Source organism: Mycobacterium sp. SMC-11 (assembly GCF_046250095.1).
Classification (GTDB): Bacteria; Actinomycetota; Actinomycetes; order Mycobacteriales; family Mycobacteriaceae; genus Mycobacterium; species Mycobacterium heraklionense_A.
Window position 1 is genome coordinate 2,457,617 of record NZ_CP176430.1, and the last position, 24,132, is coordinate 2,481,748.

25 protein-coding genes and 1 tRNA gene are annotated in these 24,132 nt (G+C 67.6%); 6 read left to right on the forward strand and 20 right to left on the reverse strand.

The genetic code is table 11. The features are described 5' to 3' along the window. Positions 1 to 57: 57 nt before the first annotated feature. The 9 genes from ACKY0X_RS11565 to ACKY0X_RS11605 form a co-directional block, all read right to left on the reverse strand. Positions 58 to 2,901: a DEAD/DEAH box helicase gene (locus tag ACKY0X_RS11565; RefSeq protein ID WP_409426154.1), complete on the reverse strand. Its 2,844-nt coding sequence runs from the start codon at positions 2,899 to 2,901 to the stop codon at positions 58 to 60. After that, positions 2,894 to 3,802: a twin-arginine translocase subunit TatC gene (gene tatC / locus ACKY0X_RS11570; RefSeq protein WP_409426155.1), complete on the reverse strand. Its 909-nt coding sequence runs from the start codon at positions 3,800 to 3,802 to the stop codon at positions 2,894 to 2,896. Before tatC ends, ACKY0X_RS11565 begins: the two co-directional genes overlap by 8 nt. A gap of 39 nt (positions 3,803 to 3,841) precedes the next feature. Continuing rightward, complete coding sequence (gene tatA, locus ACKY0X_RS11575; protein WP_409426156.1) at positions 3,842 to 4,072, reverse strand: Sec-independent protein translocase subunit TatA; 231 nt, start codon at positions 4,070 to 4,072, stop codon at positions 3,842 to 3,844. A 39-nt stretch (positions 4,073 to 4,111) separates the two neighbouring features. After that, complete coding sequence (locus tag ACKY0X_RS11580; RefSeq protein ID WP_409426157.1) at positions 4,112 to 4,345, reverse strand: DUF2510 domain-containing protein; 234 nt, start codon at positions 4,343 to 4,345, stop codon at positions 4,112 to 4,114. Continuing rightward, complete coding sequence (locus tag ACKY0X_RS11585; protein ID WP_409426158.1) at positions 4,342 to 5,292, reverse strand: helix-turn-helix transcriptional regulator; 951 nt, start codon at positions 5,290 to 5,292, stop codon at positions 4,342 to 4,344. Before ACKY0X_RS11585 ends, ACKY0X_RS11580 begins: the two co-directional genes overlap by 4 nt. Continuing rightward, positions 5,289 to 6,284: a helix-turn-helix transcriptional regulator gene (locus tag ACKY0X_RS11590; RefSeq protein ID WP_409426159.1), complete on the reverse strand. Its 996-nt coding sequence runs from the start codon at positions 6,282 to 6,284 to the stop codon at positions 5,289 to 5,291. The genes ACKY0X_RS11585 and ACKY0X_RS11590 overlap by 4 nt, the downstream gene beginning before the upstream one ends. A gap of 37 nt (positions 6,285 to 6,321) precedes the next feature. After that, the gene (locus tag ACKY0X_RS11595; protein WP_409426160.1) at positions 6,322 to 6,813 is read right to left on the reverse strand and encodes a hypothetical protein; all 492 of its coding nucleotides are present in this window, start codon (positions 6,811 to 6,813) and stop codon (positions 6,322 to 6,324) included. Between the two features lie 9 nt (positions 6,814 to 6,822). Next, positions 6,823 to 8,181, reverse strand: a complete 1,359-nt coding sequence (gene pafA / locus ACKY0X_RS11600) for a Pup--protein ligase (RefSeq protein WP_105295526.1) — start codon at positions 8,179 to 8,181, stop codon at positions 6,823 to 6,825. A 61-nt stretch (positions 8,182 to 8,242) separates the two neighbouring features. Beyond that, entirely contained in the window at positions 8,243 to 8,866 is a 624-nt protein-coding gene (locus ACKY0X_RS11605; protein ID WP_409426161.1) for an ANTAR domain-containing response regulator, read from the reverse strand. Positions 8,867 to 8,946: 80 nt separating this feature from the next. On the opposite strand from ACKY0X_RS11605, the gene ACKY0X_RS11610 reads away from it, so the two are divergent. Beyond that, positions 8,947 to 9,023: transfer RNA gene (locus ACKY0X_RS11610), tRNA-Leu, on the forward strand. A 114-nt stretch (positions 9,024 to 9,137) separates the two neighbouring features. On the opposite strand, the gene ACKY0X_RS11615 is transcribed toward ACKY0X_RS11610, so the two are convergent. Further along, on the reverse strand, positions 9,138 to 9,449 hold the full coding sequence (locus tag ACKY0X_RS11615) for a hypothetical protein (RefSeq protein WP_065040754.1): 312 nt from the start codon (positions 9,447 to 9,449) through the stop codon (positions 9,138 to 9,140). 191 nt (positions 9,450 to 9,640) lie between these two features. Between ACKY0X_RS11615 and ACKY0X_RS11620 the strand changes: the two genes are divergently transcribed. After that, positions 9,641 to 10,204, forward strand: a complete 564-nt coding sequence (locus ACKY0X_RS11620) for a hypothetical protein (protein ID WP_409426162.1) — start codon at positions 9,641 to 9,643, stop codon at positions 10,202 to 10,204. A gap of 5 nt (positions 10,205 to 10,209) precedes the next feature. On the opposite strand, the gene ACKY0X_RS11625 is transcribed toward ACKY0X_RS11620, so the two are convergent. Then, entirely contained in the window at positions 10,210 to 10,536 is a 327-nt protein-coding gene (locus tag ACKY0X_RS11625; protein ID WP_046284053.1) for a YnfA family protein, read from the reverse strand. Positions 10,537 to 10,613: 77 nt separating this feature from the next. Here ACKY0X_RS11625 and ACKY0X_RS11630 point away from each other — a divergent pair, with 77 nt between their 5' ends. The 4 genes from ACKY0X_RS11630 (at position 10,614) to ACKY0X_RS11645 (ending at position 14,610) form a co-directional block, all read left to right on the forward strand. Further along, a complete protein-coding gene (locus tag ACKY0X_RS11630) occupies positions 10,614 to 11,924 on the forward strand; it encodes an adenylate/guanylate cyclase domain-containing protein (protein ID WP_409426163.1) in 1,311 nt (436 codons plus the stop codon). Positions 11,925 to 12,056: 132 nt separating this feature from the next. Then, complete coding sequence (locus ACKY0X_RS11635; RefSeq protein ID WP_409426164.1) at positions 12,057 to 13,310, forward strand: alpha/beta hydrolase fold domain-containing protein; 1,254 nt, start codon at positions 12,057 to 12,059, stop codon at positions 13,308 to 13,310. Between the two features lie 30 nt (positions 13,311 to 13,340). Continuing rightward, complete coding sequence (locus ACKY0X_RS11640) at positions 13,341 to 13,949, forward strand: HdeD family acid-resistance protein (protein WP_409429597.1); 609 nt, start codon at positions 13,341 to 13,343, stop codon at positions 13,947 to 13,949. 100 nt (positions 13,950 to 14,049) lie between these two features. Further along, positions 14,050 to 14,610: a DUF4190 domain-containing protein gene (locus ACKY0X_RS11645; protein ID WP_409426165.1), complete on the forward strand. Its 561-nt coding sequence runs from the start codon at positions 14,050 to 14,052 to the stop codon at positions 14,608 to 14,610. Positions 14,611 to 14,622: 12 nt separating this feature from the next. On the opposite strand, the gene ACKY0X_RS11650 is transcribed toward ACKY0X_RS11645, so the two are convergent. From ACKY0X_RS11650 to ACKY0X_RS11690, 9 genes are all read right to left on the reverse strand, one after another. After that, positions 14,623 to 15,501: an acyl-CoA thioesterase II gene (locus ACKY0X_RS11650; protein ID WP_409426166.1), complete on the reverse strand. Its 879-nt coding sequence runs from the start codon at positions 15,499 to 15,501 to the stop codon at positions 14,623 to 14,625. After that, positions 15,501 to 16,919 (reverse strand): pyruvate kinase, encoded by a 1,419-nt coding sequence (gene pyk / locus ACKY0X_RS11655; protein ID WP_409426167.1) that lies wholly within the window; start codon positions 16,917 to 16,919, stop codon positions 15,501 to 15,503. The genes ACKY0X_RS11650 and pyk overlap by 1 nt, the downstream gene beginning before the upstream one ends. A gap of 91 nt (positions 16,920 to 17,010) precedes the next feature. After that, positions 17,011 to 17,406 (reverse strand): NINE protein, encoded by a 396-nt coding sequence (locus ACKY0X_RS11660; protein ID WP_409426168.1) that lies wholly within the window; start codon positions 17,404 to 17,406, stop codon positions 17,011 to 17,013. Positions 17,407 to 17,451: 45 nt separating this feature from the next. Continuing rightward, positions 17,452 to 18,951, reverse strand: coding sequence for a prolipoprotein diacylglyceryl transferase (gene lgt / locus ACKY0X_RS11665; RefSeq protein ID WP_409426169.1), 1,500 nt, complete (start codon positions 18,949 to 18,951; stop codon positions 17,452 to 17,454). Next, complete coding sequence (trpA, locus tag ACKY0X_RS11670) at positions 18,948 to 19,721, reverse strand: tryptophan synthase subunit alpha (protein ID WP_409429598.1); 774 nt, start codon at positions 19,719 to 19,721, stop codon at positions 18,948 to 18,950. The genes lgt and trpA overlap by 4 nt, the downstream gene beginning before the upstream one ends. A 29-nt stretch (positions 19,722 to 19,750) precedes the next feature. Further along, positions 19,751 to 21,019, reverse strand: a complete 1,269-nt coding sequence (gene trpB, locus ACKY0X_RS11675; protein ID WP_046286466.1) for a tryptophan synthase subunit beta — start codon at positions 21,017 to 21,019, stop codon at positions 19,751 to 19,753. Continuing rightward, complete coding sequence (trpC, locus tag ACKY0X_RS11680; RefSeq protein ID WP_046286467.1) at positions 21,020 to 21,838, reverse strand: indole-3-glycerol phosphate synthase TrpC; 819 nt, start codon at positions 21,836 to 21,838, stop codon at positions 21,020 to 21,022. Between the two features lie 103 nt (positions 21,839 to 21,941). Next, on the reverse strand, positions 21,942 to 22,601 hold the full coding sequence (locus ACKY0X_RS11685; protein ID WP_409426170.1) for a TIGR02234 family membrane protein: 660 nt from the start codon (positions 22,599 to 22,601) through the stop codon (positions 21,942 to 21,944). After that, a complete protein-coding gene (locus ACKY0X_RS11690; protein WP_409429599.1) occupies positions 22,594 to 24,129 on the reverse strand; it encodes an anthranilate synthase component I in 1,536 nt (511 codons plus the stop codon). The genes ACKY0X_RS11685 and ACKY0X_RS11690 overlap by 8 nt, the downstream gene beginning before the upstream one ends. Positions 24,130 to 24,132 lie beyond the last annotated feature (3 nt).

A 24,132-nucleotide genomic window follows, 5' to 3' on the forward strand; every position in this document is an offset into this window, starting at 1 on the left:
CTCTCACGTAGCGGGTGCTGATCACCGCCGGCTCTCCACCGTAGCGCCCGGACCAGCCTACCCGGCGTCAACGGCAACGACCCCGCGCAAAACCGTGTCGATCGCCTGTTTTGCTGTGGCCCGCAACTCCGCACTGGGTGCCGCATTCCGCAGCTGATCCAGCAGGTCGAGCACTTGGCGGCACCAGCGCACAAAATCGCCCGCCGACAGGGGTGTGCCCCCGCCGGCCGCATCTGACGCGGCCAGTGCCGACGCCAGATCGCCACTGCGCGCCCACCGGTAGACCGCGGCGACGAACCCGTCGTCGGGTTCCCGGGTCGGGCTGATGCCGTGCCGGCGCTCGTCGGCCCGCAACGCGGCCGAAAGCTTGCGGGTCTGGTGCAGCGCGCGGTGCACCGCTTCGGTGGGCGCCTGCAGGGTCGGCGGTCCGCCGGGCCCGTCCGCGCCGCGGGTTTCGTAGAGCACCGCGGAGACCACCGCAGCCAGTTCCGGAGGTTTGAGGCCCTGCCATGCCCCGGTACGCAGGCACTCGGCCACCAAAAGGTCGCTCTCGCTGTAGATCCGGGCCAGCATCCGGCCGTCGTCGGTGACTCGGGGGCTGCCATCCCCAGCATCGGTCGCGTCATCGCGCGGCTCCGTACCGTCGCCGCGCTCTGCGTCGTCACCGGCGCGAATGAAGCCGCGTTCGGTCAGCAGCCCGACGATCCGGTCGAAGGTGCGCGCCAGCGAATTGGTGGCGGCCTCGACCTTCCTGCGCAACTGCGCGTTATCGGCTTCCACGCGCAGGTAGCGCTCGGCGACGCGCACCTGGGCTTCGCGATCCGGCGCGTCGTGAACGGGATGGTCGCGCATCCGCTGGCGCAGGGCCGCCAGCTCCGGATCCACCGGTGCGTCATCTGCGTCGCCGCGACGTTTACGCCCGCTGGGAACCACCAGCCCGGCGGCCGCGGATCGCAGTGCCGAGGCCAGGTCGCGGCGCACTCGCGGCTGGCGGTGTTCCACTCGCTTGGGCAGGCTCATGGTGCCGATCGGCGGGACGGCGCCCGAATAGTCCGCTGAGGAGATCCGGCCGGCCCAGCGATGCTCGGTGAGCACCAGTGGCCTTGGTTCGTCGGAATCCCGGTCGGCCTGCAGCACCACCGCCAGTCCCCCGCGACGACCGTGGCTGAGGTTGATGATGTCGCCGCGGCGCAGCGCCGCCAGAGCGTCACTGGCTGCCCGACGGCGCTGCAACCGCGAGGCCCGCGCGTGGGCGCGTTCGCGTTCGGAGATCTTCGCCCGCAGCCGGGCATAGTCGAGCACTGCTGAATCGCGCCCGCCGAATTCGGCGGCGATCTCGTCCAGGGTGCGCTCGCCGCGCTCGGCGCTGCGCACCAGACCGACGACAGACCGGTCGGCCTGAAACTGGGCGAATGACTGCTCCAGCAGTTGGTGGGCCTGCTCTGGCCCCATGTGCTGCACCAGGTTGATCGTCATGTTGTACGACGGCGCGAACGAGCTGCGCAACGGGAAGGTACGGGTGGATGCCAGGCCGGCCACCTGGTCGGGGTCGGCGGTGCTCTCCCCGGGGTGCCACAGCACCACCGCATGGCCTTCGACGTCGATGCCGCGCCGGCCGGCCCGGCCGGTCAGTTGGGTGTACTCCCCCGGCGTCAGCGCGGCGTGCTGCTCACCGTTGAACTTCACCAGCCGTTCGAGCACCACCGTGCGGGCCGGCATGTTGATCCCGAGCGCCAGGGTTTCGGTGGCGAACACGGCCTTGACCAAACCCGCGGCGAACAGCTCTTCGACGGTGTGACGAAACACCGGTAACAACCCGGCGTGGTGGCCGGCCAGACCGCGCAGCAGCCCCTCGCGCCAGTCGTAGTAACCCAGTACGTCTAGGTCGTCGTCGGCCAGATCACCGCAGCGGTGATCGATCACCTCGGCGATACGGGCCCGCTCGGATTCGGTGGTCAGCCGCAGCGGCGAGCGCAGACACTGCTTGACCGCGGCGTCGCAGCCGGCCCGGGAGAACACAAAGGTGATCACCGGCAAAAGACCTGCGGAGTTCAGCACCGCGATAACGTCCGGGCGCATCGGTGGCCGGTAGGTAGGCCGATCTGGGCGGCCGGAGCCTCCGTGCCTTGATCGGCGGGTGCTGCCCCAGTCGGTGAGTCGGTCGGCTTCACGGCGATGGGCGATGTGGCGCAGCAACTGGGAGTCCACGCGCGGCCGACCCCCCGCGGCGCGGCCGTCGGAATCTGGCCGCGACTCGAACAAGTCGAAGAGCCGTTTGCCGACCATCATGTGCTGCCACAACGGCACCGGGCGATGTTCGTCGACCACGACGGAGGTGTCGCCGCGCACCGTCTGAATCCATCCGCCGAATTCCTCGGCGTTGCTGACCGTCGCCGAGAGGCTTACCAGCCGCACTTCCTCTGGCAGGTGCAGGATGACCTCTTCCCACACCGCTCCACGCATCCGGTCCGCCAGGAAGTGCACCTCATCCATGACGACGTGGGAAAGGCCTTGCAGCGCAGACGAATTCGCATAGAGCATGTTGCGCAGCACCTCGGTGGTCATCACGACCACCGGGGCATTCGAATTGATCGACAGGTCGCCGGTCAAAAGCCCCACCCGGTCTTTGCCGTAGCGGGCCACCAGATCGGTGTGCTTCTGGTTGCTCAGCGCCTTGATCGGCGTGGTGTAGAAGCACTTTCCGCCGCCGGCCAGGGCCAGGTGGACGGCGAACTCGCCGACGACGGTCTTACCGGCGCCGGTGGGAGCACACACCAGCACACCCCGACCGTCCTGCAGGGCCTCGCAGGCCCGACGCTGGAAACCGTCCAGCCCGAAGGGCAGTTCCGCGATGAACCGACTCAGCTCGGTCTGTCCGGGTGTCTGCGGCGGACTACTCATGCGGCATAGTGACCGGTGTGGGCGCCTCGATCGGCGAGGCTTGGTCGTCGGCCAGCGCGGTGGCCGCTTCCCGCTTGGCCTTGCGCTTGTCGTGCAACCGGGCGATCTGGATGGCGAACTCCTGCAACAGGGTCAGCGTGCTGCCCAGCACGATCATCGAGAACGGGTCCGAGCCCGGGGTGAAGAACGCGGCGAACACGAACATCGCGAAGATCAGCCCGCGCCGCCACTCCTTGAGTCGGGCGTAGCTGATCACGCCGACCATGTTGAGCATCACGATCAGCAGCGGGAACTCGAAGCTGATCCCGAACACCACCAGCAGGTTCAGCAGGAACCCGAAATAGCGATCACCGGACAGGGCGGTCACCTGGACGTCGCTGCCGACGGTCAGCAGAAATCCGAGTGCCTTGGCCAGCACCAGGTAGGCCAGGATGGCGCCGGTGACGAACAGCACGGCCGCCGAGACGACGAACACCACCGCGAAGCGTCGCTCTTTGCGGTAGAGCCCCGGGGTGATGAACGCCCACAGTTGGTAGAACCAGACGGGGCAGGCCAGCACGATTCCGGCGGCCAAGCCCACCTTGAGCCGCAGCATGAATTGGTCGAACGGCGCGGTGGCCAGCAGCCGGCACTGCCCGTCGGGTCCGATCGCCGCGCGCGAGGAGGCCGGCAGCTCGCAGTACGGGTGACGCAGCCACTCGCCGAGGCTTTCCAGCCCGAAGAGCGGCTGGGTGTACCAGATGAAGCCGATGATCGTGGTGAGCACGATCGCGGCCATCGAGATCAGCAGCCGGGTACGTAGTTCCCGCAGGTGGTCGACGAGCGACATCGTCCCGTCGGGATTGGTGCGGCTACGCCGCTGACGGGGGTCGAGCCGCCGCAGAACTCCGAGCGTGCGCACAGTCGAATGGGGCGCGGTCGCCGCGACGGCGGGACCGGGTTACGCCGACTGGCCACCGGCCGCCGGCGGGTCGACCCGCTCGGACTGGACGGTGGTTGAAGTCGCACTCGAATCCGGCTTGCTCTCGTTCTGCAGCTCGCGGACCTCGGACTTGAAGATGCGCAGCGACTTACCGAGCGAGCGTGCCGCATCGGGCAGTCGCTTGGCGCCGAAGAGAATGATCACGGCGACGGCGAGGATCGCCAGGTGCGACGGTCCTAAAGCGTTCACTTTGGTTACCTCCAGACGTCGCCACGATGCTACCGCAGCTCAAGAACCCGACGGTGCATCCCGTGGCCGGGTGGACCCGGTCCAGTTCTGGCCATCGAAGTAGCGCAGCAGCTCTGGGTCAGCCGGATCGGGATACCAGTTCGGCGCCATCGGTGGTTGACCAGCGTTCTTCGCCTTGGCCTTGAGTAGGAAAACGATGCCCACCACCACTCCTACCATCAGGGCCAGGAAGGCGATGTCGGCTATGAGGGCTCCGACGCTGTACAGCGTCAAGGGCGTGCCTGCTCATATATCGCCAACGCGGCCACCGAGGCGTCACGCACCCCGGCTACCACCGATTCCGGCGCCTTGACCTGCACCTCGTCGCCCATTCCGAGCAGCAGCCGGATCAGCCACTCCTCGGAGGCGTAGGTCAGCTGGGCTTCCCGCCAGCCGTCGGCCAGCTCGCCGAGCGCCTGCATCGGGTAGTACTCGAACATCCACGCCGCCGACGGCGCCACCCGCACGATGGCGACCGGTAGTGACGGGTCGGCGTCGAACAGTGAGGTGTCGGTTTCGGCTCGCCGCGCCGGCTCCGGCGGAGCTGATGGCTCGTCGAGCAGCCGGGCGCCGTCGATACGGTCGAAACGGAACAGCCGCACCCCCTCGGACTCGCGGCACCAGGCCTCCAGGTAACTGTGTGCGCCGATCAGCACCACCCGGATCGGATCCACGATCCGCTGCGACACGCTGTCGCGGGATGCCGCGTAGTAGTCGATCGCCAGCGCTCGGTGTTGCTGGACGCCGTCGCGGACTACATCGGCGGCCGACTCGTCGTGCGTGGCGGAGGTGGGCGCCACTGGTGCCGCGGCCCCGGCGGCCTCCTCGATCTTGGCGATCGCGCTGCGGGCGGCCCGCGGGTCGACGATGCCGGGCATATCGACCAGGGTGCGCAAGGCCATCAGCATGGCCGTGGCTTCCCGCGAGGTCAGCCGCAGCGGCCGATCGACGCCGGCGGATTCGAAGACGTCGAGGCGGTCTTCGTAGAACGTCACGTCGATCAGTTCGCCGGGCCCGTAGCCGGGCAGGCCGCACATCACCAGCTGCTCCAGATCGGACTGCAGCTGGCTGAGGCTCACGCCGAGTTCGGCGGCGGCCTGCTGCTTGCTGATTCCGGGGCGAGCCTTCAGATACGGCACCATGTTCAGCAGCCGGACCAGGCGTTTCGACAGCTGGGTCATACCGGCACCTCCCCGACGCGAGCGCTCAGGCGCGCCACCACGTCGTGGCGCAGCGACGGCGGGTCCAACACGATGGCGTCGGCGCCGTAGCCGGCGATCTCCCGGGCCAACCGGTCATGGGTGCCCATATCGACACCGATGATGTCGCCGTCGCAGCCGGCCAGCGCGTGACGGCTCAAGACCGTGCCGGCCCGGCGCAGCGCCACCGCGCGGCCATCGGCGACCCAGATACGTGCCTGCAGCCCGCTGGGCGCATCGCCGACCGCGTCGGCGACGATCGCGCGCAGATCGGCGGTGTCGGGTCGGGTGACGGCGTCGGTTGGCCCGATCGGCCGCACCTCCGGCGCGATCCTCGACATCCGGAAGGTGCGTACCGCGTTGCGGTCACGATCGTGGCCCACCAGATACCAGCGTCCGGCGTGGGTGACCACTCCCCAGGGCTCGACAGTGCGGGTGACATACGGCTCGACCGGTGAGGGGCGGTGCCCGAACTGTACGGCCTGCCCCGCCTGGACGGCGTCCATCAGTGCGCCCAGCGCCGGCTCGGCCCGGTGCATGCCCGGCAGCGCTGTCGGCGGCGCCACCAGCACGTCGGCCTGTTTCGGATCCACTTCGACGCCGGCGGCATGCAGTTTGGCGACTGCGCCCTCGGCGTTGGCACGCAACTCCGGGGACTGCCACAGCTGAACTGCGACCGCGACCGCGGCGGCTTCCTCGCGGGTCAGGTCGATGGCCGGCAGGGCGTAGGTGTCGGGATTGATCCGGTAGCCGTCCACGGTATCGAACCCGGACACTTTGCCGGTCTCCAGCGGAATGCCCAGGTCACGCAGTTCGTTCTTGTCGCGCTCGAACATCCGCGAGAACGCGTCATCGCTGGGGCTGTCGCCGTAGCCGACCACGGTGGCTCGGATCTTCTCGGCGGTCAGGTAGCTGCGGGTGGCCAGCAACGCGATGACGAGATTGAGGAGTCGCTCGACTTTCGCGGTCGCCATGACAAGACAGGATAAGGCTCGTGCGTTACGTGCTTGTTCAGATGTGGTTCGCCGGCGCGCATGTCATCCCCGGGAACTCCCAGGTGCTGCACTGGTAGGCCGAGAATTCGGGGTCTTCGGCGCGTGGCTCGCCCGGGCGATCGGTGCGTGCCGTCATCTTGGCACCGTAGACGCCCGGGTACAGCGGCATCAGCCGGCCGTCGTTGGGGAACGCCACCGAGAAGCTGTCGCCGTTGTGCACCGCACGGGTCTCGGAGTAGGTGAGGGTGTGCGACGGGCCAGCCAGCTCCAGCGGGGCGCCGGAGGCGGTCAGGTGCATCTGCATGGTCAGCGGCGTGCCGGGCAGATCGGTCCGGCAATCGCTGACGTCGACGCGGCTGCCCATGTAGTCGACACCGCTGACCGAGTAGACGAACGGCTTGGCCACGCTGAACTGGCAGATGACCACGCCGTTGGCGTGCGCGGCCGGCGACCCGGCCAGCACGATGCCCAGTCCGATGAGCGCGGCCAGGCCGCTGAGCCGAGTCATCGCTGGGGGCTACATGCTGGCGATCAGGCGCTTGACCCGCTCGTCGACCGACCGGAACGGGTCCTTGCACAGCACGGTGCGCTGGGCCTGGTCGTTGAGCTTGAGGTGCACCCAGTCGACGGTGAAGTCGCGGCCGGCTGCCTGTGCGGCACTGATGAATTCGCCGCGGAGCTTGGCGCGGGTGGTCTGTGGCGGGGTGTCGACGGCCTCGTCGACGTCCTCGTCGGTGGTGACGCGGGTGGCCAATCCCTTGCGCTGCAGCAGATCGAACACCCCGCGCCCGCGCTTGATGTCGTGATAGGCCAGGTCCAGCTGGGCGATCTTGGGATCCGACAGCTCCATGTTGTAGCGATCCTGGTAGCGCTGGAACAGCTTTCGCTTGATCACCCAGTCGATCTCGGTGTCCACCTTGGCGAAGTCCTGGGTTTCCACGGCGTCGAGCTGGCGGCCCCACAAATCGATGACCTGCTCAAGCTGCGGGTTGCTGGCTCGGGTCTGCACGTACTCCACGGCCCGCCCGTAGTACTCACGCTGGATGTCGAGGGCACCGGCTTGGCGTCCGCCGGCCAGGCGCACCGGGCGCCGGCCGGTGACGTCGTGGCTGACTTCGCGGATCGCCCGGATCGGGTTGTCCAGCGAGAAGTCCCGGAAGGACACCCCGGCCTCGATCATCTCCAGCACCAGCGCCGCGCTGCCCACCTTGAGCAGGGTCGTGGTCTCGGACATGTTGGAGTCGCCGACGATGACGTGTAGACGCCGGTACTTCTCGGCGTCGGCGTGCGGTTCGTCGCGGGTATTGATGATCGGCCGCGACCGGGTGGTGGCGCTCGAGACGCCTTCCCAGATGTGCTCGGCACGCTGGGACAAGCAGAACGTGGCAGCTTTGGGGGTCTGCAGCACCTTGCCGGCGCCGCAGATCAGCTGGCGGGTCACCAGGAACGGCAGCAGCACGTCGGAGATCCGGGAGAACTCCCCGGCCCGCACGATCAGGTAGTTCTCGTGGCAGCCGTAGGAGTTGCCGGCCGAATCGGTGTTGTTCTTGAACAGGTAGATGTCGCCGCCGATGCCCTCGTCGGCCAGCCGCTGCTCGGCGTCGATCAGCAGGTCTTCCAGTACGCGTTCACCGGCGCGGTCGTGGGTGACCAGCTGAATCAGGTTGTCGCACTCGGCGGTGGCGTACTCGGGGTGACTGCCGACATCCAGATACAACCGAGCGCCGTTGCGCAGGAACACATTCGAGCTACGTCCCCAGGACACCACCCGGCGGAACAGATAGCGCGCCACCTCGTCGGGCGACAACCTCCGATGACCGTGGAAGGTGCAGGTGACACCGAACTCAGTCTCAATGCCCATGATTCTGCGCTGCACGTCATCGAGCGTACTGGTTGAACCAGCGCAACGGGGCTCAGCGCACCTGGTGGCGTGGCGGTCAGGCCGGTGGGTTGACCGGCGCCTCGACGTTCTCCAGCACCACTTCCGCGACCTGGCGCATGGTGGTCCGCTTATCCATGGCCGCGCGCTGAATCCACTTGAAGGCCTCGGGTTCGGTGAAGCCGTGCACGGTCTGCAGCACGCCCTTGGCCCGCTCGACGAGCTTGCGGGTTTCCAGCTGGTCGGACAGGTTGCTGACCTCGCGCTCCAACGCGGTGATCTCCTCAGCTCGGCTGAGCGCCAATTCGATGGCCGGGACCAGGTCACCGGCGGTGAACGGCTTGACCAGGTAGGCCATCGCCCCGGCGTCCCGGGCGCGTTCGACCAGGTCGCGCTGGCTGAACGCGGTCAGGATGACGATCGGCGCGATCCGCTTGGCGGCGATCTCGGAGGCTGCGTCGATCCCGTCGCGGCGCGGCATCTTCACGTCGAGGATCACCAGGTCCGGGCGCAGCAGTTCGGCCAGCTCGACGGCTTCTTGGCCGTCGCCGGCCTCGCCGACCACCTCATAGCCTTCTTCGCGCAGCATCTCGGCGAGATCCAGCCGGATCAGCGCTTCATCCTCGGCGATCAGCACCCGCCGGGCTGGGCGTGGGCTGCTGTCGGACGTGGGCTCGGTCATCCCCCTATTCTGTCGTGGCTGCCGGTTGGGGCAACCCCGAGGGGCATCGTCTAAGGTAGGAAGCCGCGCGTCAGCGCAGGGCCCTCGTATCCCAACTGGCAGAGGAAACGGATTCAAAACCCGTGCAGTGTGAGTTCGAATCTCACCGAGGGCACCACAAGTAGCAAGCAGGTCACGAGTTGATCGTCAGCCGAGCATGCGGCCATCCGGATTGCCTTTGCATTAGTCCCAGGCGGCACGCCAACGAGGCTGCGGTGTGCCGGCGTAATGATCAGCCGTCGATGTGGTGTTGCGGCAGCAATGGGTTTCCTGTGTCTGCGCCACCTTCGACGGTCCAGCATTTGCTGCCGCCGGGTGTGTAGCTGCCGTAGGGGCCGGGCACGTACCACGGCTGCCATTGGGCGCAGCGGCGCCAGGTGCCGTCTTCGCGGATGGGGCCATCGCAGGCCATAGCGGTGTTGCCAAATCCGTAGCTCTCGCAACTCGCGTCTTCAGTACCGGGGATTCCGGGCTCCGAACTGGCGGTTGGCATTCCAACCGCAGTAATGGCCACCGTGGCGGCACCTACCAACACCATCCGCATCCATCTCACGCACAGCACCTTATTCATCGCGGCCGATATCCGTCCTCGAAATCACCATCACGGCATTGGCCCTCGCTATTTGCCCGCGAAGATGATCCGACGAGCCCCAAACGATTCGCCATTGCCGCCCCCAACCGACACCGCCGAACCTAGACTCGGGCACGCCGTGACTGGGCAGCCGAGGAGGGCCATTGAGGAAATCCGTGCTGGGTGTGCTGGTGGTGCTCCTGGGCGTGTCAGTCGGCTTTCTGTTGTGGACGTCGAACCACGCGCAGCACACTAAGCACGTGCCGGCCAAGGCTCGCGGGCAATACGAGGACGCATCATCCGGCCACGACGGCGGCGTCGGCGGCAACCTCCTGCAACGCGACCCGCTGCAAGAGCTGGCGCGCGAACCCAGCTACGACGACTGCGAATCGTGCCATCTGCCGTTTGTGCCGTTTTTCGGGACGCGGGCCGGCTTCAACTGCGAAATCAATTACCGGCGCGGTGAACTGCCCGATGCGGCTTACTGCATGTCGGTAAATCCGCCGCAGCACGTGTCGATGGGCGCCGACGGGGAGTTGTCGATTTGCCGTGACAGCGTCAACTGCTTGTCCAATCCCCCGTTCGATCAACCGATCCTTCCGTTCGGCCAGAGCGCCGGTGCCGGACCGTTCAACTGCCAGTCGGAAGCCACCGGAGTGACGTGCACCGTGGATTCATCGGGACGCGGATTCGTGATCTCAAATGCGGGGATCGAACCCGTCGGCTGAGTCTCCTAGCGCGGCGAATACATGATCACGCCCACCCCGATCAGACAGATCAGCGCACCCAGGACGTCTGCACGGTCGGGCCGGAAGCCATCGAACGCCATCCCCCACGCCAGCGAGCCGGCGACGAACACCCCGCCGTAGGCGGCCAGGATCCGGCCGAATTGGGCGTCAGGCTGCAAGGTGGCGACGAAGCCGTACAGCCCCAGGGCGATCACCCCGGCGCCGGCCCACAGCAGGCCGCGGTGCTCCCGCACGCCTTGCCACACCAGCCAGGCCCCGCCGATCTCGGCGATGGCAGCCAACACGAACAGCGCGACGGAACGGATCACCATGAGCGCCGACCTTAGACGTAGGCTCCCGACCTGGTGAAACCACCAACGGCCCAGCTCAGCGGATTAGGCTGTCGCTTGTGTCCGTCAAGCGGTTCCTTGCGGTGCCGGCCGAGGCTTCCAGCCCCTACCGGCGCACACACTGCATACCGGCCCGCACCCGCCATTACGCGGCGCGGCTGTCGCAACGGCTGCGGATCCTCAAGCTCTCCGCCGGACTCGCGGCGCTCATCAGCGCGGGCTGGGGGTTGCTGGAGATCTGGGTTGACCCCGTCTACTGGTGGATCGGCGCGATCAATCTCATCGCCGCGGTCGCGCTGGCCCTGACCCCGCTGCTGTATCACTATGGCGAGCTCATCGCGCCGCTGACCTTCGTGGCCATCGCCTACTTGACGACCGCGATCGTCTGTTGGGTGGTGGGCACCGGGTCGGGGATCCAGTTCTATTTCCTGGCCTCGGCGTCGATCAGCGTGCTGATTCTGGGCGTGGACCGGATCAAACTGGCGGCCGTGGTGGCCGGCATCGGTGCAGCGCTGACGATCGCCTTGCAGTTCCTGGTCCCGGCCGACAACCTGCACCAACCGGAATGGCTGCACAACCTGTCCTACGTGCTGGTAGTCGTCTCGGCCTGCTTCATGGTGGTCGCCACAGTCTGGTTCGCGCTGCGCGAGATCTCCCACGCCGAAGCGGCGATGGAGGCCGAGTACGAGCGGTCCGAGGCGCTGCTGGCCAACATCTTGCCCACGGCGGTCGCCGACCGGCTCAAGAACCCGGCAGTGGACGTGATCGCCGACAGCTACACCGACGCCTCGGTGCTGTTCGCCGACATCGCCGACTTCACCCGGCGGGCCAGCCAGACCGACCCCGGTCAGCTGGTCGGATTCCTCAACAAGCTCTACAGCGACCTGGACCGGCTCGTCGATCAACACGGCCTGGAGAAGATCAAGACCAGCGGCGACTCCTACATGGTGGTCAGCGGTGTCCCCGACCCGAGACCCGATCACCTGCATGCGCTGGCGCGTCTGGCGCTCGACATCGCCGCCACGGTCGCCGACCTGCGCGACCCGCTGGGCCGACCGGTGTCGCTGCGGATCGGCCTGGCCACCGGGCCGGTGGTGGCCGGAGTCGTGGGCAACCGCCGGTTCTTCTACGACGTGTGGGGCGACGCGGTGAACCTCGCTTCCCGGATGGAGTCGACCGGCGCCCAGGACCGCATCCAGGTGCCGCAAGCAGTCCACGAACGCCTCAACGATGACTTCGTGTTCGAGGAGCGCGGCGACGTCGACGTCAAAGGCAAGGGCATCATGCGGACCTGGTTTCTGGTCAACGCCCGTCCTCCGGCCCCGCACGGTCCGGCGTCCCGGTCCCTGTCGGCGACCCCAGCGGGCTGACTCGCACAGACCGGGTGGTTCAGCGAGCCTCGACGTAGGAGCGGCGAAGCTGGGACCGCTGCACAGATCGGGTGGTTCGGCCGGTTTCGGTAGGGTGCCGAAGCAGGTCGTCCCACAACGCTGAGGAGCGCAATGCGAAGGCTGTTGGCCGTGCTCGGTTCGCTGGCCGGTCTGGCCACCACCATTAATGGGTATCGCCCGCTGACCAAGCGCGGTTATCCGTCGCTGTACGCGTTCGCCTTCGGCCTGTTCGCCTCGGAGCTGCCGTTGCAGCTCATCGCCGGACAATCCGCGGCGTTGGCGGCGGTGAGCCGGCGGCTGTCACCGCGGGCTCGGCGGACCAGCTGGCTGCTGTCGGCGCTCTCCTGGCTGGGCCTGTTGGGGTTGAACTATGCCGGGCGGATGGCCAATAAGCCGTTGACCGCGGCGCTGGACGCCGAACTCGGTGCGGGACGACGCACCGAAAGCCGGGACCTGTGGAAGCGGCCGGGGCCGGACGCGGAGATCGCCAAGGCGCCCGGCGTGGTCCGGATGATGCGGGTCTACCAGGACTACGCCACCGACTCCGACATCCCCTATGGCGAATACGGCGGCCGCAACACCCTCGATGTATGGCGGCACCGCGACCTGCCCCGCGACGGTCGCGCGCCGGTACTGCTGCAGATACCCGGCGGCGCCTGGATGGTGGGAAGCAAACGTGGCCAAGCACATCCGCTGATGGCCCATCTGGTCGAGCGCGGCTGGGTGTGTGTGTCGATCAACTACCGGCTGAGCCCACGTTCCACCTGGCCCGACCACATCATCGACGTCAAAAGGGCGCTGGCCTGGACAAAAGCCCACATCGCCGACTACGGCGGCGACCCGGATTGGGTCGCGGTGACCGGCGGCTCGGCAGGTGGCCATCTGTGCGCCCTGACTGCGTTGACCGCAAACGATCCGCGTTTCCAGCCGGGCTTCGCCGACGCCGACACCAGCGTGCGGGCGGCGGTGCCGTTCTACGGGATCTACGACTTCACCGGCGAGACCGGATTGCACCCGTTGCTGACCCCGGCATTGGGGGCTTATGTGTTCAAGCAGAGCCGGCGGCGCTTCCCCGACACCTACCGCGACGCTTCCCCGATGACATATCTATCTGCCGATGCCCCACCCTTTTTCGTGCTGCACGGAACCAATGATTCATTGGTGCCCGTGGAGCAGGGCCGCGCATTTGCCGGCCGGCTACGCGAAGTCAGCGCGAGCCCGGTGGTCTATGCCGAGTTGCCTTTGGCTCAGCACGCTTTCGACATCTTCGGCTCGCCCCGGGCAGCGCATACAGCGGTAGCCGTCGAGCAGTTCCTCGCCGAGATCTACGCGCGGCAGACCACGCAGATCATCTCGGGCCGCTGAGGCGGCCATTACCCGGCCGAAACGCCGCATCTGTGCCAGACTTCGGCCATGGAAACATCGGTTTCGAGCCTGCTGCCGAATTTGTGGAAGTCGACACTGGCATCTGGTGTCTTGGCCCTCGTCTTGGGCGTGCTGGTCTTGGTCTGGCCGGGCCGGTCCATCATTGCCGCGGCTGTGCTGTTCGGTGTGTATCTGGTCGTCACCGGAATCGCGCAGTTGATCTTCGCTTTCAGCCTGCCCGTCATGTCCGCCGGCGGTCGGGTGTTGCTGTTCCTCAGCGGCACCGCGTCGGTGATTCTGGCGGTCCTGTGTTTCCGGCACTTCAACTCCGACGAAGAAGCGCTGGCGGTGTTACTGCTGGCCATCTGGGTCGCGGTCGGCTTCATCTTCCGCGGGGTGGCGACCGCCGTGGCGGCCATCAGCGACCCGGCGCTGCCGGGCCGGGGTTGGCAGATCTTCATGGGCGTGGTCAGTCTGCTGGCCGGTCTGGTGACGCTGGCATCGCCGTTCGCCTCGCTGTGGGTGCTGGCGGTGGTCGTCGGCAGCTGGCTGATCGTGATCGGAATCGTCGAGATCGTCACCGCACTCAAGATTCGGAGCGCATCCCACAAAGTCGCTACTGCGTTGTCGGCCGGGTAGCGGCGACAGACGGCCCGCGGCTTGTTTGCCCAGTCGCGGGTACCCTTGGGTTCTGACCTGTTTTGACACCTGACTGAAGCTCTGATCTGGAGTCTGCTCAATGCCCGAGTCCGGCATGCCCTCGCTGTCGCCTGAGTCTCAGCAATCCTGGCCGTCGCCCGGTCCCAGCTATCCCCCGCCGCCGGGCTACCCGTATCCGGCGCCCGGGCAGTACCCCGGCTATCCCCCACCTGCGGCGCCGCAGGTGCTCAGGAACGGCGCAGGCATCGCGGCCCTGATCGTTGCTATCGCCGGCATCGTCACCGCGTTGTCGGTGATCGGTGGCGTGGGACTGGGCCTGGCGGCCATCGTGCTCGGACTCATCGGTCGTGGTCGAGCCAAGCGCGGGGAAGCCGACAACGGCGGTGTCGCACTCGCCGGGGTCGTCTTGGGTGCGCTGGCGGTGATCGCCGGTATCGGCTGCATCTTCGTCTACGTCGGCATTTGGCGGACCGCCGGCGCCGGCGACTACGTGGCGTGCATGAGTAAGGCCGGTTCGGACGCCGACGCCCAGCAGCAATGCACCGAACGGTTCCGCGAGCACTTCGAGAACACCTTCGGCAGCGGTGCCGACGCCCCCATGGTGCAGGAGGAATCCGACTCCGCGCTGATGCCGGCTTAGCGGTCTAGCGGCCTAGCGCTTCGAGTTCGGGAAGTACTTCAGCACGCCTTCTTGCGTGACCGTGGCCAGCACTTGTCCGGATCGGTCGAAGAAGTGTCCGGTGCCCAGCCCGCGGGAGTCCGCCGCCACCGGTGACGACGTTGCATACAGCACCCAGTCGTCGAACCGGATCGGTCGGTGAAACCACAGCGTGTGGTTAGCGCTCGCCGCGAAGATCCGGTCGAAGCCCCATGACAGCCCATGGGTGGTGATGATCGAGTCGAGCACCGTGGTGTCCGACGAATAGACCATCATCGCGGTATGCAGCACCGGATCCTCGGGGATCGCCCCGTCGGCCTTGACCCAGACCCGGTTGTGGCCCAGTTGGCCGCCCTTGTCGCGCATCACCCAGGCCGGGTCGTTGGTGTAGCGCCACTCGATCGGGTGCGGCGCCTTAACGAAGCCCGGGACGACTTCCTCGTAACCGGTGAGCAGTTCGCGCAGCCGCGGCAACGACTCGGGTTCGGCGACCGTGGGCGCCTCGACGCTGTGCTCCAGGCCGCTCCCCCCGGAGAGGTAGGAGACCATCGACGTGGCGATCAAGGTGTCACCCTGCAGCGCGTCGACCCGGCGATTGGCGAACCGGCGTTCGTCGCGCAGTCGGTGCACCCGAAATTCGATGTCGCGGGCGGGATCACCACCGTTGATGAAGTGGACCGACAGCGCACCGGGGGGCAGGTGCTCGGCCACGGTGCGGCTGGCGGCGACGAACGACTGGGCCATGAGCTGGCCGCCGAACGTGCGCAACGGCGTCTTGCTCGGGTGTGAACCGACGAAGACGTCGTCATCGACACTCTTGAGATCCAGTACCGCCAGCAGCTCCTCGAGATCCGTGTTCGGCTCGGCCGGCACTAGATGTCGTCCTCCCCGAGACGGTGCACGTGGATCATGTTGGTCGAGCCCTCGGTTCCCGGCGGGGCGCCCGCGACGATCACCATCAGATCACCGCGCTCGTAACGCCCCAGATCGAGCAGCGCCTTGTCCACCTGGCGGATCATCCCGTCAGTGGTGTGCGCCTGCGGGACGATGAAAGTCTCGGTCCCCCAGGTCATCGCCAACTGGCTGCGAATCTCGGGCAGCGCGGTGAACGCCAACAACGGCAGCGGGGTGTGCAACCGGGCCAGCCGTCGCACGGTGTCACCCGATTGGGTGAACGCCACCAAGGCTTTGGCATCCAGGCGTTCACCGATCTCGCGTGCCGCGAACGAGATCACGCCCCGCTTGGTACGCGGCATGTGCGTCAACGGCGGTGCCGCCGTGGAGTTCTGCTCCACCGCACAGATGATCCGGCTCATGGTGCGCACGGCATCCAGAGCGTGCTTGCCCACCGCGGTCTCCCCCGACAGCATCACCGCGTCGGCGCCGTCGAGCACCGCGTTGGCCACGTCGGACGCTTCCGCCCGGGTGGGCCGGAAGTTCTCGATCATCGACTCCAGCATCTGGGTCGCCACGATCACCGGGCGGGCGTTCTCACGCGCCACCTGGATGACGCGCTTCTGCACCAGCGGCACCTCTTCGAGGGCCAACTCCACGCCCAGGTCGCCGCGGGCCACCATGACCGCGTCGAAGGCCAGGACCACGGCCTCGAGATTCTCGATGGCCTCCGGCTTCTCCATCTTCGCGATCACCGGGACACGACGGCCGACCCGGTCCATCACCTCGTGCACCAGCTCCACGTCCGACGGCGAGCGCACGAACGACAGCGCCACGATGTCGACGCCGAGCTCCAGCGCGAACTCCAGGTCCTCGATGTCCTTCTCCGACAGCGCCGGCGCGGAGACGTTCATGCCGGGCAGCGAAATGCCCTTGTGGTTGCTGACCGGACCGCCCTCCGTGACCGTGCAGACCACGTCGTCGCCGTCGATGTGCTCGACCACCAGGCCGACCTTGCCGTCGTCGACCAGCACCCGGTCTCCCGGAGCCGCATCGGCTGCCAGCTGCTTGTAGGTGGTCGACACCCGGTCGTGGTCGCCGAGGCAGTCTTCGACGGTGATCCGCACCGTCTCACCGTTGGCCCAGTAGACCGGGCCATCGGCGAAACGCCCCAACCGGATCTTGGGGCCCTGCAGGTCGGCCAGCACACCGACGGCCCGCCCGGTCGCATCCGAGGCTGCACGCACCCACTCGTAGGACGCCTGGTGGTCTTTGTGATCACCGTGGCTGAAGTTCAGGCGGGCCACGTCCATGCCCGCGTCGACTAGGGCCCGGACCATCTCCGCGGAGTGGGTCACGGGACCAAGAGTGCAGACGATCTTTCCGCGTCTATTCACGGCGCCAGCATAGTCGGACCGGCTGAGCCGGCTCCCTCAGGAATGGTTGCCGCCAACGAAATACCGTGTGACGCACGGGTGCGGCGATCGATCAGGTGGCATCGCGCAGCGGTCGGCCCTGCTTATCGTGCACCCGCCCACTGAGCATCAGGATCGCGTCGATGACACCCCAGACGAACGGTACGACGATGCCCAGCCCGTAGGTCGTGATGGTGGCCAACACACCGATCAACAGCTGGACCAGGCCCAGCCCGACCTGGCCCAGATATATGCGACCGAATCCGAGGAAACCAAAGAACCCCAACAGCTGCAGCAGTGAGGCGGTGACTTTCGACTTCGGCGAATAGGGCTGGCCCGTCCTCGGATGCCGGCCGTAGGGCGCCCACACGTCCGGGTAGCCCGGATACGGCCCCGGATGGCCCGGCGGTGGCGGGTAGGGCTGTCCCCCGCCATGCGGCCCCGGCGGGGGCCACGACGGATCGGTCATGTCTGCAGCATGCCAGAAATGCCGGATACGGCGTCTGGCCCGCCGTCAGTGCTGGTCAGCCTCGTCCGAGGCGTCCGGTTCTTCGGATTCGTCCGAGTCGTCCGAGTCGTCCGAATCGGCTTCGACGGCTTCGGGTTCGTCGGCCACCTCGTCCACGGGATCGTCGGGGTGTTCGGCCTCGCCTGAGTCGTCGGACTCTTCCTCGACGTCGCTGTCCGGCTCGGAATCAACCGCCTCGTCTTCGTCGGCGTCCGTCACCGCTTCGGGCTCGGCCGATTCCTCGGCCGCGTCCTCCTGGGCGACCTCCGGCTCGACGGAGTCCTCAGCCTCGTCAGCCGGCTCGGCCTCGTCAGCCGGCTCGGCCTCGGCAGGCTCCTCGTCGGCGTCCTCGGCAGGGGTTTCCTCGTCAGCCTCGTCGGCGTCCTCGGCTTCCGGCTCATCCTCCTGGGAGGCCTCGGGCGCGGCGTCATCGGCGTCGTCACTGTCGTCGGCGTTGCCCTCGGCCGAGTCAGCTTCGCCGGTAAGTCTTTTCGGCACCCGAACCACCGAGCCGACGCCGTTGGCGACCCCGGCCGCCACCAGCTCCTTGTCGTCGGACTCTTCGTGCTCTTCGTCCGGCGCGGCTTCGCACTCCGCTTCTGCCGCAGCGTCCTGGTCGGTGATCTCCTCGGGTTGCCAAGCTCGCCGGATGGCTTCGGGATCTTCTCGCCCCTTGGTTGCGAGCAGGATGTACACCACCGCACCGATGAAGACGAACGTCGAGGTGAACGAGTTGACCCGGATCCCGGCAATATGGGTCGCCGCATCGTCACGGAGCAGCTCGATACCGAACCGGCCGATGCAGTAACCGGCGACGTAGAGCGCGAACAACCGTCCGTGCCCCATCCGGAACCGTCGGTCGGCGTAGATCAGCACGAGGAACACCACGAGGTTCCACAACAATTCGTACAAGAACGTGGGTTGCACGATCTTGTAGAGCTCGCCGGTCGACACGCCGTCGAGCAGGTGTGGGTCGCGGACCCCGGCGGCGTCTTCGCGCCAAAAAATCTCCAGGCCCCACGGCAGCGTTGTCTCCCGGCCGTAGAGCTCCTGATTGAAGTAATTGCCGATGCGCCCGATGGCCTGGGCCAACACGATCCCGGGGGCGACGGCGTCGCCGAACGCCGGCAGGGAGATCCCGCGGCGTCGACAACCGATCCACGCGCCGACCCCACCGAGCGCCACCGCGCCCCAGATCCCCAGACCGCCGTCCCAGATCCGCGGCGTCGCTTCCCATCCGACGCCACCCTCGCCGAAGTAGGTACGCCAGTCGGTCATCAGGTGATAGAGCCGACCGCCGATCAGCCCGAACGGCACCGCCCACAGCGCGATGTCATAGATGACGCCCGGCTCGCCGCCACGGGCCCGCCACCGGCGATCACCGAGCAGCAGGGCAATGACAATGCCGATGATGATGCACAGGGCGTAGGCCCGGATCGGCACCGGTCCGAGGTGCCAGACACCGCGCGCAGGACTGGGAAAGTAGGTCAGCCAATCCAACGTCATTGGGTGGAAACCTTTTGACGCACACCGGAAGCAAGCTCTTGCGTCAACGCTCGCAGCTCGGCCAGGCCATCGGCTAGTGCGGTGACCAGCGCCGAACCGACGATGACACCGTCGGTGTAGGCACCGATCTCGGCGGCTTGCGCGCCCGAGCGCACGCCCAGCCCCACGCCAACGGGGATGTCGGAGACCTCACGAACCCTGGCCACCAGCTCCGGCGCCGCGTTGGACACCGTGTTGCGGGCGCCGGTGACGCCCATCGTGGAAGCGGCATAGACGAATCCGCTGGTCGCTTTGACGGTTTCGGACAGTCGCTGCGTCGTCGAGGAGGGCGCCACCAGGAAGATCCGATCCAGCGCGTGCTGTTCGGAGGCGGCCAGCCAGTCATCGGCCTCGTCGACGATCAGGTCCGGGGTGATCAGACCCAGCCCACCGGCTGACGCCAGGTCGCGAGCGAACGCGTCGACGCCGTAACGCAGCACCGGGTTCCAGTACGTCATCACCACGGCTCGTCCGCCGGCCTTGGTGATGGCCTCCACTGCGGTCAGCGTGTCGCGCACCCGCACCCCGCCCTGCAGGGCGGTCTCGGTAGCGCGTGCGATGGTCGGGCCGTCCATTCCGGGATCGGAATAGGGCACGCCGACTTCGATCAGGTCACAACCGGATTCGACCAGGGCCGTCAACGCGGCGATGGAGCCCGGTAGGTCCGGGTAGCCGGTCGGCAGATAGCCGATCAGCGCGGCGCGGCTCTCGGCTCGGCACGCGGCGAACATCGGGGCCAGCCGGTCGCCGGCGTGGTCGCTCACGACCCATCTCCTGCCTCGTCGAACAGACCGAACCATTTGGCGGCGGTCTCCACGTCTTTGTCGCCGCGCCCGGACACGTTGACCACGATGACCTTGCCGGGTCCCAACTCGGTCGCCAGCTTGAGCGCTCCGGCCACCGCGTGTGCTGATTCGATTGCCGGAATGATTCCCTCAGTGCGGCAGAGGATTCCGAACGCATCCATCGCCTCGGTGTCGGTGATCGGTCGGTATTCGGCGCGGCCGGTCTCACGCAGCCAGGCGTGTTCGGGGCCCACCCCCGGGTAATCCAGCCCGGCCGAGATCGAGTGCGACTCGATGGTCTGACCGTCCTCGTCCTGCAGCAGGTAGGAGAACGACCCCTGGAAGGCACCCGGAGTCCCACCGGCGAATGTCGCGGCGTGCCGGCCGGTGTCCACACCGTCGCCGCCGGCCTCGAACCCGACCAGTCGGACCGCGGGGTCGTCGAGGAAGGCGTGGAAGATGCCGATGGCATTCGACCCGCCGCCCACACACGCCACCACGGCGTCGGGAAGACGACCCGCCATCTGTTGAATCTGAACACGCGTCTCCAGACCGACGATCCGCTGGAAGTCGCGCACCATGGTCGGGAACGGGTGCGGCCCGGCCGCAGTGCCGAAGCAGTAATAGGTGCGGTCGGCGTTGGTGACCCAGTCCCGGAAGGCTTCGTTGATGGCGTCTTTGAGGGTCTGCGAACCGGATTCGACCGAGACCACCTCGGCGCCCAGCAGCCGCATCCGTGCCACGTTGAGCGCCTGACGCCGAGTGTCGACGGCACCCATGTAGATCACGCATTCCAGGCCGAGCAACGCGCACGCGGTGGCGGTGGCGACCCCGTGCTGACCGGCGCCGGTCTCGGCGATCACCCGGGTCTTGCCCATGTGTCGCGCCAGCAGAGCCTGACCGAGCACGTTGTTGATCTTGTGAGAACCGGTGTGGTTCAGGTCTTCTCGCTTGAGGAAGATGCGGGCCCCGCCGGCGTGCGCGGTCAGCCGCTCGGCTTCATACAGCGGTGAAGGCCGGCCGGTGTAGTGCGTCTGCAGGTCGTCAAGGGTGTCCAAGAACGCCGGGTCGTTGCGCACCTTGTCGTAGGCGGCGGTGACCTCTTCGATGACTGCCATCAGCGCTTCGGCGACGTAGCGGCCTCCGTACACACCGAAGTGCCCGCGGGCATCGGGGTCGTGCGCGGTCGGCTCAGCCACTCCGGCGCTGGCACGCGGAAGGCTCGGGTGCGAGGTGTCTGACATTTAGCGAGCCGACTTCGGGCAGGACGGATGCTTACCCGCACTGACCAAATCGGCAACGGCCGCCCGCGGGTCGCCACTGGTGACCAGTCCCTCGCCGACCAGGACAGCGTCCGCGCCGGCGCCGGCGTAGGCCAGCAGGTCCGCGGTGCCGCGCACCCCGGACTCGGCGATCTTGACCACCTCGGTGGGCAGTCCGGGTGCGATCCGCGCGAAGCAGTCGCGGTCGACCTCGAGCGTGGTCAGGTCACGCGCGTTGACGCCGATCACCTTGGCGCCGGCGGTCAATGCCCGGTCGGCTTCTTCTTCGGTGTGCACCTCGACCAGTGCGGTCATGCCAAGCGACTCGGTGCGGTCCAGCATCGACTCCAGTGCCTGTTGCTCAAGCGCCGCCACGATCAGCAGCAGCATGTCTGCGCCGTGGGCGCGGGCCTCGTGAATCTGGTACGGCCGCACGATGAAGTCCTTGCGCAGCACCGGAACCGACACCGCGGCACGTACTGCGTCCAGGTCGGCCAGCGAGCCGTTGAACCGGCGCTGTTCGGTTAGCACGCTGATCGCACGGGCCCCGCCGTCGGCGTACGAGCTGGCCAGCTCCGCCGGGTCGGCGATGGGCGCCAGCTGGCCCTTGGAGGGGCTCGCGCGCTTCACCTCGGCGATGACGGCGATGCCCGGCTCCCGCAGTGCGGCCATCACGTCCCGTGGCGGAGGCATGGCCTCGGCCGCTGCCTTGACTTCCGCGAGCGGGACGAGGGCCTCTCGGGCGGCAAGGTCGGCGCAGACTCCCTCGATGATGGAGTCGAGCACGGATGCCGAAGTCATGACTGCCGCTTCCTCTCCCGCGTCCAATGGACCTTCGTCGAAGACCTTTATCGAAGGGTAACGACCGTCGCTGCCCGCGGTGTCACCGGCCCGTCAAGTACGCCTAGCCGTCTGGGTTGGTTGCCCGGTTATCCGGATCCCCGGTGGGGTCTCGGCCCTCGTCGAGCGCGTCCCACATCATGCGTTCAGACAACTGCCCATCCTTGTCTGCGCGCTTGTCTGCCTCGAGATCACGCGCAGCCGCCCTGCGCTCCGCAGGCGCCGAATACTTGGTGACCCGGCCAGTGCTGTGTGCGGCGACGCGCATCAGCAGCACCGCCGCAGCCAGCACACCCAGAGCTGCGACCAGGCTCAACACGGCGCCGGTGAGACGGCGCTCGGTGCCCAGCAGCGAAGTCAGCGGAATCTCGGCGATGTCTAGGGCCCGCAGCGTGATGTCGCGGGCCGCCCACATGCTGGTGGCCAGATAACTGCACGCCAGGCTCACCGCGGCCAACACCACCGCCAGCACCCGCAGCTGCCACCCACGCACCGCCATCGCGGCGACGGCGGCGGCCAGGCACAGCAGCGCCAGGGGCAACAGCGCCGTCGACCAGGTCGCGCCGGTGAGAGTGATCTCCTTGGGCTGCCCGAGCCCGTCGAACGAGCGGATCAGGACCCACGGTAGCCGTGCGGCGCCCCACAGACCCCCGGCGGCCGCCACCAGCAGCAGTTGTGCCCCGCGAAGTGCGCGGGTGTCGTGGCGTTCGCGACCGTCAGCCATCGGTCCCGGGCGCTGCCAGGGTCTCGGCGGCGGCGATCGCAGCCAGCACGGCCCGGGCCTTGTTGGATGCCTCGGTGTATTCGTAAGGGCCGTTGGAGTCGGCCACCACTCCGCCACCCGCCTGGACGTAGGCGGTGCCGGCCCGCATCAACGCGGTGCGGATCGCGATCGCGAAGTCGGCGTTGCCGGCGAAGTCCAGATAGCCGACGACGCCGCCGTAGAGGCCGCGCCGAGTCTTCTCGACCTCCTCGATCAGCTCCATCGCGCGCACTTTGGGTGCCCCGGACAAGGTTCCCGCCGGGAAGCACGCCGTCACGGCGTCCAGCGCGGTCCGGTCCTCGGCGAGCTCTCCGGTGACGGTGGACACCAGGTGCATGACGTGGCTGTAGCGCTCGATGTGGCTGTAGTCAGAGACCCGTACGGTCCCCGGTACACACACCCGGCCCAGGTCGTTGCGGCCCAGATCGACCAGCATCAGGTGCTCGGCGAGCTCCTTCTCATCGTTCAACAGGTCCTTGGCCAGCAGCTGGTCTTCGTCCTCGGTCGCTCCGCGCCACCGGGTGCCGGCGATGGGATGGGTGGTCGCGCGGCCGTCCTGCACGGTCACCAGCGCCTCGGGGCTGGAGCCCACGATCGAAAAGGCCAGTCCCCCGTCGTCGTCGGGCACCTGCAGCAGATACATGTACGGGCTCGGATTGGACACCCGCAGCATTCGGTAGACGTCGAGCGGGTCTGCCGGCGTGGTCATCTCGAAACGTTGGGACGGAACCACCTGAAACGCCTCGCCGGCTTCGATCTCGCCGACCAGCCGCTCGACTATCGCCCCGTACTCCTCGGGCGTGCGCTGGCCGCGGTAGACCGGGTCCGGCCGATCGAAGGTGGCGACGCTGGACTCCAACGGCTGACTCAGCGCCGCGGCCATCACATCGAGGCGGGCGATCGCGTCGTCGTAGGCCTCATCGACGCGCTCATCGGTGCCGTTCCAGTTGACCGCGTTGGCGATCAGCGTGATGGTGCCCTCGTGGTGGTCGACGGCGGCCATGTCGGTGGCCAGCAGCAACAGCATGTCGGGCAGCCGCAAGTCATCGACGGCCAGCTCGGGCAAGCGCTCCAGGCGGCGCACCATGTCGTAGGTGAAGAAACCCACCAGGCCGCTCGACAGCGGCGGCAGGCCGGGGATGGCGGCCGTCTCCAGCAGCGTCAGCGTCTCGCGCAGGGCCTGCAACGGGTCCCCGCCGGTGGGTGCATCCTGCGGTGCTGCACCCAGCCACACCGCATGGCCGTCGCGCACCGTCAGCGCCGAGGTCGTGCCGGCGCCGATGAACGACCACCGCGACCACGACCGGCCGTTCTCGGCCGACTCCAACAGGAAGGTGCCGGGGCGGTTGGCGGCCAACTTGCGGTATGCGGACAGCGGTGTCTCTGCGTCGGCGAGCACCTTGCGGGTCACCGGGACCACACGGTGCTCAGCCGCCAGCGCCCGGAAGTCCGCCCGGGATGTGACGCCGGCCCTAGAAGTGCTCGTGATTTG